The organism is Streptomyces sp. NPDC030798, from assembly GCF_055572275.1.
The window spans coordinates 134,950-152,868 of record NZ_JBVIDR010000004.1 but is presented as its reverse complement, the minus strand read 5'-3'; the positions used below and the strand labels follow the sequence as shown (position 1 = coordinate 152,868).

The following is a 17,919-nucleotide window of genomic DNA, read 5'->3' as shown; positions in this document are numbered from 1 at the left end:
AGTCGAGCACCTTTCGGCAAGGATGGCAGGAGGCGGGGAGGCAGGGGGGCAGGGGTGTCAGGAGCGTACTTCGAGCAGCGGCACCAGCTGCTCGGCGGGGGTCATCGAGCCGTGGTTGCCGACCAGCGCGGACTCCTTGGGCTCCCGCTCGGAGGCGATGATCAGGACGTCGTCGTGCGCCGCCGCGATCACGTCTCCGAGGCGCGCGTACACGCGCTCGTCGCAGGCGCCGGGCCGCCCGAACCAGCCCGCCGCGAGCGCCTCCTCCCGCGAGGCCACCCAGAACTGCTCCCCGAGCACTTCCCGCCAGACGGTCAGCACGTCGTTCTCGGCGCCCGGCACCGCGTACACGTGCCGCGCCCGGCCCTCGCCGCCGAGCAGGGCGACGCCGGCGCGCAGCTCCCAGTCCTCGTCGAAGTCGATGCGGTGCTGCTCGTCGAACGGGATGTCGACCATGCCGTGGTCGGCGGTGACGTACAGCGCGCTGCGCGGCGGAAGCTGTTCGGCCAGGCGCTGGGCGAGCCGGTCGACGTGCATGAGCTGGCCGCGCCAGGTGTCGGAGGCGACGCCGTAGCGGTGCCCGGAGCCGTCCAGCTCGGCGTAGTACGTGTACACCAGGGAGCGGTCCCCGGCGGCGAGCTGCTCGGCCGCGAGGTCCATGCGCTCCTCGCCGGACAGCCGCCCGTGGAAGGTGCCGCCGCTGAGGGCGACCTTGGTCAGCGGGGTGTGCTCGAAGGCGGGCGAGGAGACCTGGGCGGTGTGCACCCCGGCGTCGTGGGCCAGCTGGAAGATCGTGGGGTACGGCTGCCAGGGCCGTGGTTCGGTGTACGGGTGCCAGCGGAGCTGGTTCATCAGTTCGCCGGTGGCCGGGTTGCGGACCGTGTAGCCGGGCAGACCGTGGGCGCCCGGGGGCAGGCCGGTGCCGACGGAGGCCAGGGAGGTCGCGGTGGTCGCCGGGTAGCCGGCGGTGAGCGGACGTCCGGTGCCGCCGCGGGAGCTGCCGAGCAGCGAGGTCAGGAAGGGGGCCTCGTCGGGGTGGGCGCGCAGCTGATCCCAGCCGAGCCCGTCGACCAGGAAGACGCAGACCCGGTCGGCGGGGGTCAGCTCCGTGATCGCCGGCGTCGTGCCGGGGACGCCGAGGCCGGCCGCGAGGGTGGGCAGCAGGTCGGCGAGGGAGCCGGTGCCGTACTCGGGCAGCGGCGCGGTGCCGAGGGCGAGGGGTTCCGGGTGGTCCCAGGACGTGGGCTGGGCCATCAGCGCGTGGCGTCCGCGGTCGCCTCGGAGATGGCCTGCGCGAAGGCGAGCGCCTGGCGCACCGTCTCCGGACCGTCCCCGGCCTCGCTGACGCGGAGGCTGAGATCGTCCGCCGTGGAGTTGCCCGTGTAGCCGTGGTCGGCGTCGCAGTTGGGGTCGCCGCAGGCGGCGGGCTCGAGGTCGATGCGGTTGACCGCGCCCCAGCCGATGGTCAGCACGACCTCGCGGGGCGGCGTGCCCGGCACGTACTGCTCCGGGTTCGCGACGACCCGGCTGACCACCACGGAGGAGATCCGGCCGAGCTTGACGGACTCCGTGGACGTCGTGGCGTACGGCGTCGGGGAGGTGCTGTCGGCGGCCTGCTCGTCGGTGTGGCTGACGATGAAGCGGTTGCCGGTGAGGACCAGGACGGTGACGTGCCGGCGCACCTCGTTCTGGTCGAACGTCGTCTCCTGGTGGACCAGGTACGACCGGATGGGCTCGCCGCCCACAGCGGCCTCCACCGCCTCGGCCACGAGGGCCGGGTAGTAGCCACTGCGCTCGATCGCCGTGCGCAGCCCCTGGGTCGTCGTACTGGTCTTGGCCATGGCGTCCATCCTAATCCGTGGGCAAGGGGGGTCCGGGCCAGTCGAAAGCACCGAAAACCGCCTCCGCAGGGGGATGCGGGTGTTCGGGGAGCAGGTCGCCGCCCCACAGCTCCGCGGCGTTCCGGGCGCGGATCTCCCCGTCGCGCCAGGCGCCCTCGGGCAGCTGATGGCCGGCGATCTTCATGTCGTCCCCCCCTCGCCGCTCAGTAGGCCGGCATCGTGCGCGGGCCGAGGTCGTCGCGGGCCGGCGGGGGCGCGAGCCGTACCGTGGCGCCGAGGACGCTCACGCCCTTGGGGGCGACGACGACCGGCTCCAGGGTGACGGCGACGACCTCGGGATGGTCGTCCACCAGCCGGGACACCCGCAGCAGCAACTCCTCCAGCGCCGGGGTGTCCACGGGCGTGGACCCGCGCCAGCCGAACAGCAGCGGCGCCGTCCGGATGGACCGCACCAGCGAGGCCGCCTCCCGGTCGGTGACCGGGACCAGCCGGTGCGCCGTGTCCTCCAGCAGTTGCGAGGCGGCCCCGGCGAGGCCGAAGGACAGCACGGCCCCGGCCGCCGGGTCGATCACCGCCCGTACGACCGTGTCGACCCCGCGCGGCGCCATGCCCTGCACCACCGGCCGCAGTTCCTCCGGCGGCCCGAACAGCTCGCTCAACTCGGCGTACGCCCGGCGCAGTTGCTCCTCGTCGGCGAGGTCCAGCCGTACGCCGCCCAGGTCGGCTCGGTGCCTGAGGTGCGGGGCGGTGGCCTTGAGGGCGACCGGGTAGCCGAGGGTGTGGGCGGCCTCGGCGGCGGCGTCGGGGGTGGGCGCGGGGAGGGCCCGCCGCGCCTGGATGCCGTACTTGCCGAGCAGCTCGCAGGTCTCCGCGTCCGAGATCGTGAGCCCTTCCCCGCGCGCGAGCAGCTCCCCGATCAGCCGCGCGGCCCCCTTCTCGTCGATGTCGTCGTACTCCGGCACCTTCCCGGGATCGACGGCCTCCCGGCGCCACTGCGCGTACTTCACGGCTTCGGCGAGGGCCCGGACGGCGCGCTCGGCGGCGGGGTAGGCGGGGATGAGGTAGGTGCCTTCGGGTGGGGCCACGACCGCGGTGGGCGGCTGTTCCACAGGGTGGGCAGCACCTTGTCCGCCAGGTGCCCTGTCGGCCGCCTGCGGTGCTGTGCTCGCCGCCGCCGACAGCGCCCGGGCCAGTCCCCCGAGCTCCACATGCACCACCAGCACCGGCTTGCCCGGCACGGCGGCCGCCGCCGAGCGCAGCGCCTCCGCCAGTTCCGCGTCCCCCGGCGACCCTTCCCCGATCGCCGGGATCGCCGTAACGACGACCGCGTCGTTCGTCTCCTCCGCCAGCGCCGCGCGCAGCGCCCGGTGGAAGTCCTCCGCCGTCGCCCCCGTCGTCAGGTCCAGCGGACGGGACGGCCGCAGCCCCTCCGCGAGGCAGCGGTCGTACGTCAGCATCCCCAGCGACTCGGAGTTGCCGAGGATCGCCACCCGAGGCCCCGCCGGCAGCGGCTGCCGGGCGAGCAGGAGGCCCGCGTCGACGAGTTCGGTGATGGTGTCGACCCGGATCACCCCGGCCTGCCGGAGCAGCGCGGACACGGTCGCGTGGGGCAGCCGCGTCGCCCGTACGGTGTGCCCCTGGGGTGCCGATCCGGCGCCCTGCACCACCACCAGCGGCTTGGCGGCGGCCGTGCGGCGCGCCAGCCGGGTGAACTTGCGCGGGTTGCCGATGGACTCGAGGTACATGAGGACGACGTCGGTCTCCGGGTCGTCGTACCAGTACTGGATGACGTCGTTGCCGGAGACGTCGGCCCGGTTCCCGGAGGAGACGAAGGTGGACACGCCCGTGACGCCGGTGACCCCTCCCCCGCGCCGGTGCAGCCGGGACAGCAGGGCGATGCCGATGGCCCCGGACTGGGCGAAGATCCCGATGCGGCCGGGGCGGGGCATCTCCGGGGCCAGGGAGGCGTTGAGCCGGACGCCGGGCGCGGTGTTGATGACGCCGAAGGCGTTCGGGCCGATGATCCGCATGCCGTACGCGCGTGCCTGCCGCACGAGGGCCCGCTGCCGCTCGCGCCCCTCGGGCCCGCTCTCGGCGTACCCGGCGGACAGCACGACGAGCCCCTGGACCCCGTGCTCGCCGCACTCCGCGACCACCGCGGGCACGTGCTCGGCCGGTACGGCGACGACGGCGAGGTCCACCGGGCCGTCGATGTCGCGCACCGAGCGGTGCGCCGGCACCCCGTCGACCTCCGTCAGACCCTCGGGGAAGGCCCTGTTCACGGCGTGCAGCCCGCCGGGGTAGCCGGCGTCCCGGATGTTGCCGAGGACGCTGCGGCCGACTCCGCCGCTCGCGCGGCCGACACCGACGACCGCGACCGAGCCGGGGACCAGCAGTCGCCGTACCGAACGGGCCTCGGCGCGCTGCTCCCGCGCGCGCTGGACGGCGAGCGAGCGGTCGGTGGGCTCGAGGTCGAACTCCAGGCGGACGACTCCGTCCTCGAAGCTGCGCTTCTGGGTGTACCCGGCGTCCGTGAACACCTTGATCATCTTGGTGTTGGCGGGCAGCACCTCGGCGGCGAAACGGCGGATGCCCCGCTCGCGCGCGACGGCCGCGATGTGTTCCAGGAGGGCGGAGGCGACTCCGCGGCCCTGGTGGGCGTCCTGGACGAGGAAGGCGACCTCCGCCTCGTCGGCCGGAGCGGAGGCGGGCATGCCGTCGGCGCCGATGCGGTCGTAGCGTACGGTGGCGATGAACTCGCCGCCGATCGTGGCCGCGAGCCCCACCCGGTCCACAAAGTCGTGGTGCGTGAAGCGGTGGACGTCCTTGGCGGACAGGCGCGGGTACGGCGCGAAGAAGCGGTAGTACTTCGACTCGTCCGAGACCTGCTCGTAGAAGCTGACCAGGCGGTCGGCGTCATCAACGGTGATGGGCCGGATGCGCGCGGTGCCCCCGTCGCGCAGCACCACGTCCGCCTCCCAGTGGGCGGGGTACTCGTGCCGGTCCTGCCGGTCCGCCGGGCTCTGCATGGGGCCCAGAGTACGGCTAGCGTCCGACAACGGCGCAGGGCAGTCTGTGGAGGACGGCGTCGGGCCGAGGCCGCGGTCCGACGACACACCGGGGCGGGACGAGAGGACCGCTCCGGGCACGCTTCACGGTATGGGAAACTGGTCTAGACAACCCTGAACACCGAAGGGCAGCAACACATGGCTGAGCGCCGCGTCAACGTCGGCTGGGCCGAGGGCCTCCACGCCCGCCCCGCCTCCATCTTCGTCCGAGCCGCCACGGCCGCAGGCGTCCCGGTGACGATCGCCAAGGCCGGGGGCAACCCCGTCAACGCGGCCTCCATGCTGGCTGTCCTGGGCCTGGGTGCCCAGGGTGGCGAGGAGATCGTCCTCGCCTCCGACGCCGAGGGCGCGGACGCCGCCCTGGACCGGCTGGCCAAGCTGGTCTCCGAGGGCCTCGAGGAACTGCCCGAGACGGTCTGAGAGCCGGTTCGAAGCAGCGCGAAGGACAGGAGCCGCGTCGCCCTTTCGGGGGCGGCGCGGCTCCGCCGTTCTCTCGGTAATTCCGGGTGCCCGGAAATCCGGGCAGCAGAAATACCCCTCCCCGAATTACTCTTCTTTGTATACGGCGCCCGTGTTAATGGCGCCGGCCCAAGATGTTTACAGCATGTTGCGAAGTTCTCACACGGTCCGCCCGGTCCCGGCCGCCGGAAAAGCGCAACCGGTGCGCGGCCGTCGCGCGCTCGCCGTGCAGCGCCGTGAGCGCCCGCGCACGCTCCCCGTCGCCGCGCGCCACCGCGTCCACGATCGCCCCGTGCTCCGCCCAGGACTCCACCGGACTCGGCGGCGCCTCCACCGCGTACATCCAGGCGATCTTGTGCCGCAACTGGGTGAGCATCGAGGTCAGCGAGGGACTGCCGCAGGCCTGGGCGAGCGTCTCGTGGAACCAGCCGCCCAGCGAGCGCAGATCCTCGCTGCCGCCCCGGCGGGCCCGCTCCTGGCCCAGCCTGACCAGGCCGCGCAGCACCTTCAGATGGGCCTCGGTGCGCCGCTGTGCGGCCCGGGAGGCGCCGAGCGGCTCCAGCAGCATGCGCATCTCCAGCAGGTCGGCGGCCTCCTGCTCGGTCGGCTCGGCCACGCACGCGCCCGCGTGCCGCCGGGTCACCACGAAGCCCTCCGCCTCCAGGGTGCGCAGGGCCTCGCGGACGGGGACGCGCGAGACGCCGTAGCGGCGGGCGAGGACTTCCTCGGTGAGGCGGCTGCCGCGCTCGTGGACACCGGCCACGATGTCGTCCCGGATCGCCGTGCACACCGAGTGCGCCGGAATACGCATGACCGACCTCCGCCTTAATCCCCGTGAAACGTCGACGATGGACGCGTGTTCCGTGACTCTATTGCAATGAGCCGGAATTTCCGACGGCGGGCCGGAATCCATGGATATTTTTTGGACAGCGGATGCGGCAGGCGGCGCGAAAAACGGCGAAAGCCCCGGCTCGGTGAGCCGGGGCTTTCGATGTCGCGGGGCGCGGCGTCAGACGTCCACGCCGTGCTTGCGGAGGTAGGCGACGGGGTCGACGTCCGAGCCGTAGTCCGGGGACGTACGGGCCTCGAAGTGCAGATGCGGGCCGGTGACGTTGCCGGTCGCGCCGGACAGGCCGATCTGCTGGCCCGGGGTGACCTTCTGGCCCACGGTGACGCCGATCGACGACAGGTGGCCGTACTGCGTGTACATGCCGTCGGCCATCCGGATCACGATCTGGTTGCCGTACGCGCCGCCCCAGCCGGTGGAGACGACCGTCCCGGAGCCGACCGCGTGGACCGGGGTCCCGCTGGCGGCGTGGAAGTCGATGCCGGTGTGCGAGCCGGAGGACCACAGGGAACTGCTGGCCATGTAGCCCGTGGAGACGTACGAGTGCGCGATCGGGGCGACGAAGGCGTTCAGGCGCTTGCGCTCGGCCTCCCGGGCGGCGCGCGCCTTGGCCTGGCGCGCCTGCTCGGCCCGCTCGGCGGCCGCCTTGGCCGCGGCCTCCTCGGCCGCCTTCTGCTCGGCGGCTTCCCGCTGGACGGCGGCCTGCGCGTCGATCTGGGCCGCGACGTCGTCGCTCACGGTGATGACCGGGGTGAGGCCGGTCTGCTCGACGGGGCTCTCCGCGGCGAGCGCCGGGGTGGCCGCGAGGGTGCCGAGGACACCGGTGGTGGTGAGGGCCGCGACACCGGCCGCCTGAGCGGTGGTGCGCTTGACCCGGCCGGGCCTGCGGTGCTTCCCGGTGGCGCACATGAACGCCATGTAGTGGCTCGTCCTTTCCTTCCCTCTCGCCTACCGGGTTAGCTGACGGGTTCGGAGCAGGAAGGTCTCCTACGGACCCCCTCGCTCGCGCGCGGGCGTCCGATTCACCCCAGGGACTGCGTTGGGTCCCCGGCTCCCCTGGCTCGCGCCGTACGGGGACTCGGCGATGGCTGTCCGGTGCCGCGGGTGCGGCGCACTGCCTGACGAACAGCCCGGAAGACGCTAAGCGGCCCGGCTTTCGATCCTCAAACGGAACCGGGGTTTTGTAGCGCATCCCACAGGCCAGACAGGCAGCCTCCGCCCCAATCCGGACATCTTGGAGGTGCCGTTCACCGGCCGCCTCCACCCGCTGCCGGGCAACGCAAGGGGCCCTGACGGTCCGTCGGACGTCAGGGCCCCACGCGCGTGCGGCTCTCCTCGGGTGCTACTCGGCGGCCACCACGGTGACTTCGCCGATGCCGAGCGCCTCGACGGGTGCCTTGATCTGGGCCGCGTCGCCGACGAGGACGGTCACCAGGCGGTCCACCGGGAAGGCGTTGATGACCGCCGCGGTGGCCTCCACCGTGCCCGTGGCGGCGAGCTGCTGATACAGCGTCGCCTGGAAGTCGTCGGGCAGGTGCTGCTCGACCTGTTCGGCCAGGGTGCTCGCGACGGCCGCCGCGGTCTCGTACTTCAGCGGCGCCACCCCGACGAGGTTCTGCACGGCGACGTCCCGCTCGGCGTCCGTCAGGCCGTCCGCCGCCAGCGTGCGCAGCACCGTCCACAGGTCCTCGAGCGCGGGGCCGGTGTTCGGGGTGTCCACGGAGCCGCTGATGGCGAGCATCGCGGCGCCGGTGCCCTCCGGGGAGGAGCGCAGGACCTGCCCGAAGGAGCGCACGCCGTAGGTGTAGCCCTTCTCCTCGCGCAGGACGCGGTCCAGGCGGGAGGTGAGGGTGCCGCCGAGGCAGTAGGTGCCGAGCACCTGCGCGGGCCACACACGGTCGTGCCGGTCGGGACCGATGCGACCGATGAGCAGCTGCGTCTGCACCGCGCCGGGCCGGTCGACGATGACCACGCGCCCGGTGTCGTCGGCGGTCACCGGCGGCACCGGCCGCGGCCGGCCCGGGGTGCCGGTCCAGGCGCCCAGGGTGTCGCCGAGCAGCGCGTCCAGGTCGGTGCCGGTGAGGTCGCCGACGACGACCACGGTGGCGGTGGCGGGCCGCACATGGCGGTCGTAGAAGGCCCGTACGGCGGCCGCGTCGATCTTCTCGACCGTCTCCTCGGTGCCCTGGCGCGGGCGCGACATGCGCGCGGTCGCCGGGAACAGCTCCTTGGAGAGTTCCTTGGCGGCCCGGCGGGAGGGGTTGGCCAGCTCGTGCGGGATCTCGTCCAGGCGGTTGCGGACCAGCCGCTCGACCTCGCTCTCGGCGAAGGCGGGCGCGCGCAGCGCGTCGGCGAGCAGGCCGAGGCCCTTGGCCAGGCGCGAGGCGGGCACCTCCAGGCTGAGGCGGACGCCGGGGTGGTCGGCGTGCGCGTCGAGCGTGGCGCCGGCCCGCTCCAGCTCGGCGGCGAACTCCTCGGCGGAGTGCTTGTCGGTGCCCTCGGAGAAGGCCCGCGCCATGATCGTGGCGACGCCGTCCAGGCCGGCCGGCTCGGCGTCCAGGGGGGCGTCCAGCAGCACCTCGACGGCGACGACCTGCTGGCCGGGGCGGTGGCAGCGCAGCACGGTCAGACCGTTGTCCAGCGTGCCGCGCTCGGGGGCCGGGAACGCCCACGGCCTGGCCTCGCCGGGCTGCGGCTGGGGGTGGAAGTCCATGGTGGCGAGCTCGGTCACTTGGCCGTCTCCTCGTTCTCGTTACCGGCCTCTACGGTCGCTTCCTGCTCGGGGTCCTCGGGCACGTCGGCGTCCTGCGCGGTCTCCGGGGACTTCGGCTCGTAGACGAGGACCGCGCGGTTGTCGGGGCGCAGGCGGGCCTGGGCGACCGCCTGGACCTCCTCCGGGGTCACCTCCAGGACGCGCTGGACGGCGGTGAGGGCGAGCTGGGGGTCGCCGAACAGCACGGCGTACCGGCACAGTTCGTCGGCGCGGCCGGCGACCGTGCCGAGCCGGTCCAGCCATTCGCGCTCCAACTGGGCCTGGGCGCGCTCCATCTCCTCGGGCGTGGGGCCCTCCTCGGCGAACCGGGCCAGCTCCTCGTCGATCGCGGTCTCGATGACCGGCACCTCGACGTCCCCGGAGGTCTTCACGTCCAGCCAGCCGAGCGAGGGCGCGCCGGCCAGCCGCAGCAGGCCGAAGCCGGCCGTGACGGCCGTACGGTCGCGGCGCACCAGCCGGTTGTACAGCCGGGAGGACTCGCCGCCGCCGAGGACCGTCAGGGCCAGGTCGGCCGCGTCGCACGCGCGCGTGCCGTCGTGCGGCAGCCGGTAGGCGGCCATCAGGGCGCGCGCCGGGACCTCCTCGACGACGACCTCGCGCAGCTGCTCGCCGATGGTCTCCGGCAGCGAGCCGTCGCGGGGCGTGGGCTTGCCGTCGTGGGACGGGATCGAACCGAAGTACTTCTCGACCCAGGCGAGGGTCTGGGCCGGGTCGATGTCGCCGACCACGGAGAGCACCGCGTTGTTGGGCGCGTAGTAGGTGCGGAAGAACTGGCGGGCGTCCTCCAGGGTGGCCGCGTCCAGGTCCGTCATCGAGCCGATCGGCGTGTGGTGGTAGGGGTGGCCCTCCGGGTAGGCGAGGGCGGTCAGCTTCTCGAAGGCGGTGCCGTAGGGCACGTTGTCGTAGCGCTGGCGGCGCTCGTTCTTCACCACGTCCCGCTGGTTCTCCATGGACTCGTCGTCCAGGGCGGCCAGCAGCGAGCCCATCCGGTCGGCCTCCAGCCAGAGGGCGAGCTCCAGCTGGTGGGCGGGCATGGTCTCGAAGTAGTTGGTGCGTTCGAAGCTGGTCGTGCCGTTGAGCGAGCCGCCGGCGCCCTGCACCAGCTCGAAGTGGCCGTTGCCCTTCACCTGGCCCGAGCCCTGGAACATCAAGTGCTCGAAAAGGTGAGCCAGACCGGTACGCCCCTTGACTTCGTGGCGGGAGCCGACGTCGTACCAGAGGCAGACCGCCGCCACCGGGGTCAGGTGGTCCTCGGAGAGCACCACGCGCAGACCGTTGGCCAGGCGGTGCTCGGTCGCTGTCAGGCCCCCGGAGCCTGCCTCGGCTGTGGTCGTGTGACCCATGGGCATGTACGTCCCTTCGCGAGCGCACGCGGTCGAGAGAAACCGCGGTCTTCCTGCCGTTCCTGCCACTGTATGCACAGCGTGCGGGGGCTCGGCGAAGTTCCCGCCGGACGTACGCCCACAGCGGATCGCGTAGCCTGCGTCAGGCGTACCCCGAGGACGTCCTCCGGCGACCGGGGCGGCCCGCGGACACCGGGTCGCGGCCAGGTTGTCAGTGCCGCGGTCCACAATGGTCCGCGACAGATCCGTCAACCGCTTCAGCGAGAGCGAGCCCGAGGGTGCGCGCCCCCTCGGCGAGCGACCAGATCAGAAGGAGCCGGCAGCGATGGCCCGCCGCAGCACGAAGACCCCGCCGCCCGACGATCCGTACGAGGAGAGGATCCTCGACATCGACGTCGTGGACGAGATGCGTGGCTCCTACCTCGAGTACGCGTACTCGGTCATCTACTCGCGCGCCCTGCCGGACGCCCGCGACGGCCTCAAGCCGGTGCACCGCCGGATCGTCTACCAGATGAACGAGATGGGCCTGCGTCCCGACCGCAGCTATGTGAAGTGCGCCCGGGTCGTCGGCGAGGTCATGGGCAAGCTGCACCCGCACGGCGACGCGTCGATCTACGACGCGCTGGTGCGCATGGCCCAGCCCTTCTCCATGCGCGTGCCGCTCGTCGACGGCCACGGCAACTTCGGCTCGCTGGGCAACGACGACCCGCCGGCCGCCATGCGGTACACCGAGTGCCGGATGGCCGAGGCGACGAGCCTGATGACCGAGTCCATCGAAGAGGACACGGTCGACTTCGCGCCCAACTACGACGGCCAGGAGCAGGAGCCGGTGGCGCTGCCCGCCGCGTTCCCGAACCTGCTGGTGAACGGCTCCTCGGGCATCGCGGTCGGTATGGCGACGAACATGCCGCCGCACAATTTGCGCGAGGTCGTCGCCGCCGCCCGCCATCTGATCCGGTACCCGAACGCGGACCTGGACGCGCTGATGAAGCACGTCCCGGGTCCGGACCTGCCCACCGGCGGCCGGATCGTCGGCCTCGACGGCATCCGCGACGCGTACGCGACGGGTCGCGGCACGTTCAAGATGCGCGCCACGGTCGCGATCGAGACGGTGACCGCCCGCCGCAAGGGCCTCATCGTCACCGAACTGCCGTTCACGGTCGGTCCGGAGAAGGTGATCGCCAAGATCAAGGACCTGGTCAACGCGAAGAAGATCCAGGGCATCGCCGACGTCAAGGACCTCACCGACCGCGAGCACGGCCTGCGCCTGGTCGTCGAGATCAAGAACGGCTTCGTGCCGGAGGCGATCCTGGAGCAGCTCTACAAGCTGACGCCCATGGAGGAGTCCTTCGGCATCAACAACGTGGCCCTGGTCGACGGCCAGCCGCTCACGCTGGGCCTGAAGGAGCTGCTGGAGGTCTACCTCGACCACCGCTTCGACGTGGTCCGGCGCCGCAGCGAGTTCCGCCGCGGCAAGAGGCGGGACCGGCTGCACCTGGTGGAGGGCCTGCTCACCGCGCTGGTCGACATCGACGAGGTCATCCGGCTGATCCGGTCCAGCGAGAACTCCGCGCAGGCCAAGGAGCACCTGATGCGGCGGTTCTCGCTGAGCGAGATCCAGACGCAGTACATCCTCGACACGCCGCTGCGCCGGCTCACCAAGTACGACCGCATCGAGCTGGAGGCGGAGAAGGACAGGCTCACCGCGGAGATCGCGGAGCTGACCCGGATCCTGGAGTCCGACGCGGAGCTGCGCAAGCTGGTCTCGGCGGAACTGGCGGCGGTCGCGAAGAAGTTCGGCACCGACCGGCGCACCGTCCTGCTGGAGTCCGGGGGCGCCCCGGTGGCCGCCGTGCCGCTGCAGGTGGCGGACGACCCGTGCCGGGTGCTGCTGTCCTCGACGGGGCTGCTGGCCCGTACGGCGACCGACGAGCCGCTGCCGCAGGAGGCGGGCGGCAAGCGCGTCAAGCACGACGTGATCGTCTCGGCGGTCCCGGCGACCGCGCGGGGCGTGATCGGCGCGGTGACCTCGGCCGGCCGGCTGCTCAGGATCAACGTGGTCGATCTGCCGCAGCTGCCGGAGACGGCCGCCGCTCCCAACCTCTCCGGAGGGGCGCCGCTGGCGGAGTTCGTCTCCCTGGAGGACGACGAGACGGTGGTCTGCCTGACCACGCTGGACGAATCGTCCCCCGGCCTGGCGCTCGGCACCGAGCAGGGCGTCGTCAAGCGCGTGGTGCCCGACTACCCGTCCAACAAGGAGGAGTTGGAGGTCATCACCCTCAAGGAGGGCGACCGGATCGTCGGCGCGGTGGAGCTGCGCACCGGCGAGGAGGACCTGGTGTTCATCACGGACGACGCGCAGCTGCTGCGCTTCCAGGCCTCGATCGTCCGCCCGCAGGGCCGTCCGGCGGGCGGCATGGCGGGCATCAAGCTCGCCGAGGGCGCGAAGGTCATCTCCTTCACGGCGGTCGACCCTGCCGTCGACGCGGTCGTCTTCACGGTGGCCGGCTCGCGCGGCACGCTGGACGACTCCGTGCAGACGACGGCCAAGGTGACACCGTTCGACCAGTACCCGCGCAAGGGCCGCGCCACCGGCGGCGTGCGCTGCCAGCGGTTCCTGAAGGGCGAGGACTGCCTGTCGCTGGCCTGGGCGGGTCCCGTCCCGGCCCGGGCGGCGCAGAAGAACGGCACCCCGGTGGAGCTCCCGGAGCCCGACCCGCGCCGCGACGGCTCGGGCACGTCACTGCCGAAGACGGTGGCGGTGGTCGCGGGACCGGTGCTCTAGGGCTGGTACGAACCCGGGGCGCCGGGGCAGCACCGGTCCCTCAGGGCCGGTACGCCCCGGCGCTCCAGGCCTCGTCCGCCTCGGGTTCCTCCTCCGTGCCCTGGACGTAGCGCAGGACGCCCCACATGCCGTGCTCGTCGGCGTGCGGGGCGTCGTTCCCGCACGCCCGGAGCTCCTCGGCGAGGCCGTCCGCGTCAATGCCGGAGCCGATCAGCACGAGCTGGGTGCGGCGGGGGCCGGCGGGCGGCCAGGGCTCGGGGTAGAAGCGCAGGAACCGGCCGACGGCATGGACGGCGTACCGGTTGCGGGTGTCGTACGGCCCGAAGTCGACGTACCCCTTGATCCGGTACAGCCCCTCGGGCCGGCTGTCCAGGAACCGCATCAGCCGGCGGGGGTCCAGGGGCAGCTCGGCGGTGAAGGAGAGGCTGTCGTAGCCGGTGTGCAGGTGCCCGGCGTGCTCCCTCTCGTCGCCGTGCTCGTGCAGGTCGTCGAAGGACAGCTGTCCGAGGCGCTCCTCGCTCGGCCGGCAGTCGAAGAGGAATCCGGGGTCGATGCGGCCGTAGGTGGCGGGGACGACGGCCGCGCGGTCGGTGAGCGAGCGGACGAGCGCGAGGACGCGCCCGGCGTCGGCCGCCCGGTCGAGCTTGTTGACCACGACCAGGTCGGCGAGCGCCAGATGGCGGTCGATCTCGGGGTGCCGGGCGCGGGTGTCGTCGATCTCGGCGGCGTCGACGACCTCGACGAGGCCGCCGTAGACGATCCCCGGATGCTCGCTGGCCAGCACCATCCGCACCAGCTCCTGCGGCTCGGCGAGCCCGCTGGCCTCGATGACGATGACGTCGATGCCGGCCTCGGGCGCGGCGAGCCGGTCCAGGTACAGGTCCAGTTCGCTCGTGTCCACGGCGCAGCACAGACAGCCGTTGCCGAGGGAGACCGTCGAGTCGCCGAGAGCTCCGGCGACGGCCATCGCGTCGATCTCGATGGCCCCGAAGTCGTTGACGACGGCTCCGATGCGGCTGCCTCTGCTGTGGTGCAGGAGGTGGTTGAGGAGCGTGGTCTTCCCGGAGCCGAGGAATCCGGCCAGGACGACGACCGGGATCTGGTGCGGGGTACGGGTGTTGCCCAAGGGGCGGCCCTCTCGTGCGCGGCTGACTGCGGGCACCAGGATAGGAACCCGGTGATCCTCCGGCCGACCGCCCTGCGCACTACGCCGGTACCGGCGCCGGCGCCTCGGGTCCGACGTACCGGGCCGCCGGGCGGATGATCTTCGAGTCCTGCGCCTGCTCCAGGATGTTGGCGCTCCAGCCCACCACGCGCGCCGCCGCGAAGGTGGGGGTGAACATCTCGCGGGGCAGGCCGCAGAGTTCCATGACCACGCCCGCGTAGTACTCGACGTTGGTGTGCAGTTCACGGCCGGGCTTGAGCTCCGCGAGGATCGCCTCGACCTGGCGTTCCACCTGCACGGCGAGGTCGACGCGCGGGCCGCCGAAGCTCTGCGCGATCTCGCGCAGCATGCGTGAACGGGGGTCCTCGGTGCGGTAGACGGCGTGCCCGAAGCCCATGATGCGGTCGCCGGCGAGCACCCGCTCACGGATCCAGGCGTCGGTCCGGTCGGGGGTTCCGATCGCGTCCAGGGTGTCGAGGGCGCGGCTGGGCGCCCCGCCGTGCAGCGGTCCGGACAGGGCGCCGACGGCCCCGGTCAGGCAGGCGGCGACGTCGGCGCCGGTGGACGCCACGACCCGTGCGGTGAAGGTTGACGCATTGAATCCGTGGTCAATGGTTGAGATCAGGTACTGCTCGACCGCACGGGCCCGCCGCGGATCGGGTTCCTCCCCGGTCAGCATGTACAGGTAGTTGGCCGCGTAGGAGAGGTCCTCGCGCGGCTCCACCGGGTCGAGTCCCCGCCCGAGCCGGTGCAGGGCGGTGAGCAGGGTCGGTACGGCGGCGCAGGCGGCGACCGTGTCCGCGCGGCGCCGGCCGGCGTCGATGTCGTACACCGGCCGGAAGCCCTTCGCCGCGCCCAGCAGCGAGAGCGCGGTGCGCAGCCCGGCCAGCGGGCCGGAGTCGCGGCTCGCCGCGGCGACGGCGGGCAGGACCGCGCGGACCTCCTCGGGCAGCCGGCGCAGCGCCGCCGTCTCGGCGGCGAAGGCGGCGCTGCGGTCCGGGCCGGGGAGCGTGCCGTGGACGAGGAGGTGCCAGACGTCCTCGAAGCCGCGGGTCCGCGCGAGTTCGACGGCCGAGTACTGGCGGTAGTGGTAGAAGCCCTCGAGCCCGCGGACGTCTCCTATCTCGGTGTCGGTGACGACGACTCCCGCGAGGCCACGCGGTACGTCGACGAGGGGTGCGGTCCTGTTGCTGACCATGACGAGCTCCTCGCTGGACTTGATCCAACCTGTTGTAACTTGATCCGACTGTCGATGATGGACTCAAGTCATGTCAATATTGATTGATCAATGTAGGCTCATCAACATGTCCGGAGGCCGCTACGGTGACCCCATGCGCGCCCACGAACCCGCTTCCGACACGCCCGGACACCGGCTGACCACCAAGGAGACCGCCGAGATTCTCGGCGTGAAGCCGGAGACGGTGTACGCCTACGTGAGCCGCGGCCTGCTGACCAGCCGACGGGACCCCGGCGGCCGCGCCAGCACCTTCGACGCGACGGAGGTCGCCGCCCTCGCCCGGCGCAACCGGCGGGAGGCCGCCGGGACTCCTGGCTCCGGCGGGGACCTGTCCGTGCGGACCCGGCTCACGCTGATCGACGACGACCGGTACTACTTCCGGGGCGTCGACGCCACCGAGCTGGCCACCCGCCACTCCTACGAGGAGGTCGCGGAGTGGCTGTGGACCGGCCGCCTCGCCCCGGGCGTGACCTTCACCGCGCCGGAGGCCGCCGTCGCGGTCGCCCGGCGGGCCGTGGACGCCCTGCCCGAGCACACCACCCCCACCGACCGGCTGCGGGTGGCCGCGATCGCCGCGGCGGCCGAGGACCCGCTGCGCTTCGACCTGTCCGAGGAGGCCGTGCTCGGCACGGGGCGCACCCTCGTCCCCACGCTCGTCGCCGCGCTCCCTCCGGCCCGGCCCACCCGCGAGGACGGCGGCCCGCTGGCCCACCGCCTGTGGGCCCGGCTGACCGGGCGCCCCGCCGACGAGGCCTCGCTGCGGGTCCTGGACACCGCCCTCGCCCTGCTCGTCGACCACGACCTGGCCGCCTCCACGCTCGCCGTCCGGGTCGCCGCCTCCGCCCGCGCGCACGCCTACGCGGCCGTCTCGGCCGGGCTCGGCGTCCTGGAGGGCCCGCTGCACGGCGCCGCGAGCGGCCTCGCCCACCGGATGCTGCTCGAGGTGCTCGACCAGGGCACCGCGGTCCCGGTGATCGCGGACGAGTTGCGCGCGGGACGCCGCATCCCCGGCCTCGGCCACCGGCTCTACACCGGCGAGGACCCCCGCGCGCGCGTGCTGTTCGGCCTCCTGGAGCAGGTGCCACGCGCGGAGCCCGCACTGCTCGCGGCCCGCGACATCGTGGCCACCACGGCCCGGCACGCCCCCTTGCACGCCAACGTCGACCTGGCCCTGGCCGTGTTCACCGCCTCCAGCGGCATGCCCGCCACTGCCGGCGAGACGATCTTCGCCGTCGCCCGGACGGCTGGCTGGATCGCCCACGCCCTGGAGGAGTACGGCGAGCGCCCGCTGCGCATGCGCCCCAGCGGTCACTACGTCGGTCCACGTCCGCCCCGGCCCCTCCCCGAGTAGGACACGGGCACGGCCGGAAGTCGCCCCCGGGAGAGTCAGGTTAGGCTCACCTCTGTGAGTAGGTGCGCGACCGTCTCCCGGAGCCTCGACGAGCCCGTTTCCGGTACGGCTGCCACGGCGACGACGTGGCTGCTGCTGGAACAGCCCGGCCCCTGGGGTGCCAGGGCGCTCACTTCCAGTCATCTCGACCCCGCCCTCGGTCGGGCTCTGGAGGCCGCCGCCGAGGGCACCGGCGTCCGCGTCGCGCTCATCCGGCGCCCCGGGCGCCACGCCGACCCCGGACGGCCCGAGCTCCGGCAGGTGTACGCGGCCCACACGGTTCCCGGCGCCGTGTGGCTGCACAGCGCCGCCGTCCGCGATCCGCGCCGGCTGCTCGGCCTCGACTTCGCCGCTCTCGGCGCGGGCGACCACCGGTCCTTCGGCGCGGCGCTCGACGGCCGGCCGCACACGGGCGACCCGCTCGCGCTCGTGTGCACCAACGGCAAGCGCGACCGCTGCTGCGCCCTCCTGGGCCGGCCCCTCGCCACCGAGCTGGCCGCGTCCGGGGTGCGCGGCGTCTGGGAGGTCACCCATCTGGGCGGCCATCGCTTCTCGCCGACGGTCCTTGTCCTGCCGTACGGCTACGCGTACGGCCGCGCCGAGGCACACACCGTCAAGGAGGCCCTGCACGGAGTCCAGGAGGGACGTGTGGTGGTCGAGGGCTGCCGCGGGTGCTCGGCCTGGGAACGACCCGGCCAGGCGGCCGAGCTGGCTGTGCGCGAGGCGGCCGGCGAGTACCGGGCGGGCGTGCTGAGCGTCGTACGGACCGAGGGCCGCGCGTCCCGCTGGGAGGTGACCGTCGCGCATGCCGACGGGCGCCGCTGGCGCGTCACGGTGGCGCAGGGCGCCTCGCTGCCACCACGCCCGGAGAGCTGCGGCGCGACGGTGCTCGGGGCTCCGGCGCGGATGGACGTGGTCGCCCTCCGCGCACTCGGGACGCCCGCGCTGGCGAGCTGAGCGGAACCGCGCTCACCCCGGTTTCTTCAAGAACCGGTCAAGAGATCCACGCCA

The 17,919-nt window shown here is 73.0% G+C and carries 14 protein-coding genes and 1 riboswitch; of the genes, 4 read left to right on the top strand and 10 right to left on the bottom strand.

Features of this window, described 5'->3' with window-relative positions:
* Nucleotides 1–57: 57 nt before the first annotated feature.
* From ACZ404_RS11370 to ACZ404_RS11355, 4 genes are read right to left on the bottom strand one after another with little or no spacing between them, the layout of a single operon-like run.
* Complete coding sequence (locus tag ACZ404_RS11370) at nt 58–1,254, bottom strand: alkaline phosphatase family protein (protein ID WP_468438413.1); 1,197 nt, start codon at nt 1,252–1,254, stop codon at nt 58–60.
* Nucleotides 1,254–1,850 (bottom strand): DUF5998 family protein, encoded by a 597-nt coding sequence (locus ACZ404_RS11365; protein WP_468438410.1) that lies wholly within the window; start codon nt 1,848–1,850, stop codon nt 1,254–1,256. Before ACZ404_RS11365 ends, ACZ404_RS11370 begins: the two co-directional genes overlap by 1 nt.
* A 1-nt stretch (nt 1,851) precedes the next feature.
* The gene (locus tag ACZ404_RS11360; RefSeq protein WP_468438408.1) at nt 1,852–2,025 is read right to left on the bottom strand and encodes a hypothetical protein; all 174 of its coding nucleotides are present in this window, start codon (nt 2,023–2,025) and stop codon (nt 1,852–1,854) included.
* Between the two features lie 19 nt (nt 2,026–2,044).
* On the bottom strand, nt 2,045–4,870 hold the full coding sequence (locus ACZ404_RS11355) for a bifunctional acetate--CoA ligase family protein/GNAT family N-acetyltransferase (RefSeq protein ID WP_468438406.1): 2,826 nt from the start codon (nt 4,868–4,870) through the stop codon (nt 2,045–2,047).
* 177 nt (nt 4,871–5,047) lie between these two features.
* Here ACZ404_RS11355 and ACZ404_RS11350 point away from each other — a divergent pair, with 177 nt between their 5' ends.
* The gene (locus ACZ404_RS11350; protein WP_014675499.1) at nt 5,048–5,329 is read left to right on the top strand and encodes an HPr family phosphocarrier protein; all 282 of its coding nucleotides are present in this window, start codon (nt 5,048–5,050) and stop codon (nt 5,327–5,329) included.
* 154 nt (nt 5,330–5,483) lie between these two features.
* Here ACZ404_RS11350 and ACZ404_RS11345 read toward each other — a convergent pair whose 3' ends face one another.
* The 4 genes from ACZ404_RS11345 to ACZ404_RS11330 all read right to left on the bottom strand — a co-directional run bounded on the left by ACZ404_RS11345 (nt 5,484) and on the right by ACZ404_RS11330 (nt 10,337).
* Nucleotides 5,484–6,179 (bottom strand): GntR family transcriptional regulator, encoded by a 696-nt coding sequence (locus ACZ404_RS11345; RefSeq protein WP_468438403.1) that lies wholly within the window; start codon nt 6,177–6,179, stop codon nt 5,484–5,486.
* 198 nt (nt 6,180–6,377) lie between these two features.
* Nucleotides 6,378–7,133 carry a M23 family metallopeptidase gene (locus ACZ404_RS11340; protein ID WP_468438401.1) on the bottom strand — a complete coding sequence of 252 codons (756 nt, stop codon included), beginning with the start codon at nt 7,131–7,133 and terminating at the stop codon, nt 6,378–6,380.
* Nucleotides 7,134–7,145: 12 nt separating this feature from the next.
* A riboswitch (cyclic di-AMP (ydaO/yuaA leader) is annotated at nt 7,146–7,309 on the bottom strand.
* A gap of 248 nt (nt 7,310–7,557) precedes the next feature.
* Nucleotides 7,558–8,946 (bottom strand): M16 family metallopeptidase, encoded by a 1,389-nt coding sequence (locus ACZ404_RS11335; RefSeq protein ID WP_468438398.1) that lies wholly within the window; start codon nt 8,944–8,946, stop codon nt 7,558–7,560.
* Complete coding sequence (locus tag ACZ404_RS11330) at nt 8,943–10,337, bottom strand: M16 family metallopeptidase (RefSeq protein ID WP_468438396.1); 1,395 nt, start codon at nt 10,335–10,337, stop codon at nt 8,943–8,945. Before ACZ404_RS11330 ends, ACZ404_RS11335 begins: the two co-directional genes overlap by 4 nt.
* A 319-nt stretch (nt 10,338–10,656) precedes the next feature.
* On the opposite strand from ACZ404_RS11330, the gene ACZ404_RS11325 reads away from it, so the two are divergent.
* The gene (locus ACZ404_RS11325; RefSeq protein WP_468438394.1) at nt 10,657–13,116 is read left to right on the top strand and encodes a DNA gyrase/topoisomerase IV subunit A; all 2,460 of its coding nucleotides are present in this window, start codon (nt 10,657–10,659) and stop codon (nt 13,114–13,116) included.
* A gap of 40 nt (nt 13,117–13,156) precedes the next feature.
* Here the strand turns inward: ACZ404_RS11325 and ACZ404_RS11320 are convergent, their stop codons facing one another.
* A complete protein-coding gene (locus tag ACZ404_RS11320; RefSeq protein ID WP_468438392.1) occupies nt 13,157–14,242 on the bottom strand; it encodes a CobW family GTP-binding protein in 1,086 nt (361 codons plus the stop codon).
* Between the two features lie 79 nt (nt 14,243–14,321).
* Nucleotides 14,322–15,479, bottom strand: a complete 1,158-nt coding sequence (locus tag ACZ404_RS11315) for a citrate synthase/methylcitrate synthase (protein ID WP_468438390.1) — start codon at nt 15,477–15,479, stop codon at nt 14,322–14,324.
* Nucleotides 15,480–15,612: 133 nt separating this feature from the next.
* Between ACZ404_RS11315 and ACZ404_RS11310 the strand changes: the two genes are divergently transcribed.
* Both ACZ404_RS11310 and ACZ404_RS11305 read left to right on the top strand, forming a co-directional pair.
* A complete protein-coding gene (locus ACZ404_RS11310) occupies nt 15,613–16,869 on the top strand; it encodes a citrate synthase (protein ID WP_468438387.1) in 1,257 nt (418 codons plus the stop codon).
* Between the two features lie 54 nt (nt 16,870–16,923).
* The gene (locus ACZ404_RS11305; RefSeq protein ID WP_468438385.1) at nt 16,924–17,865 is read left to right on the top strand and encodes a sucrase ferredoxin; all 942 of its coding nucleotides are present in this window, start codon (nt 16,924–16,926) and stop codon (nt 17,863–17,865) included.
* Nucleotides 17,866–17,919 lie beyond the last annotated feature (54 nt).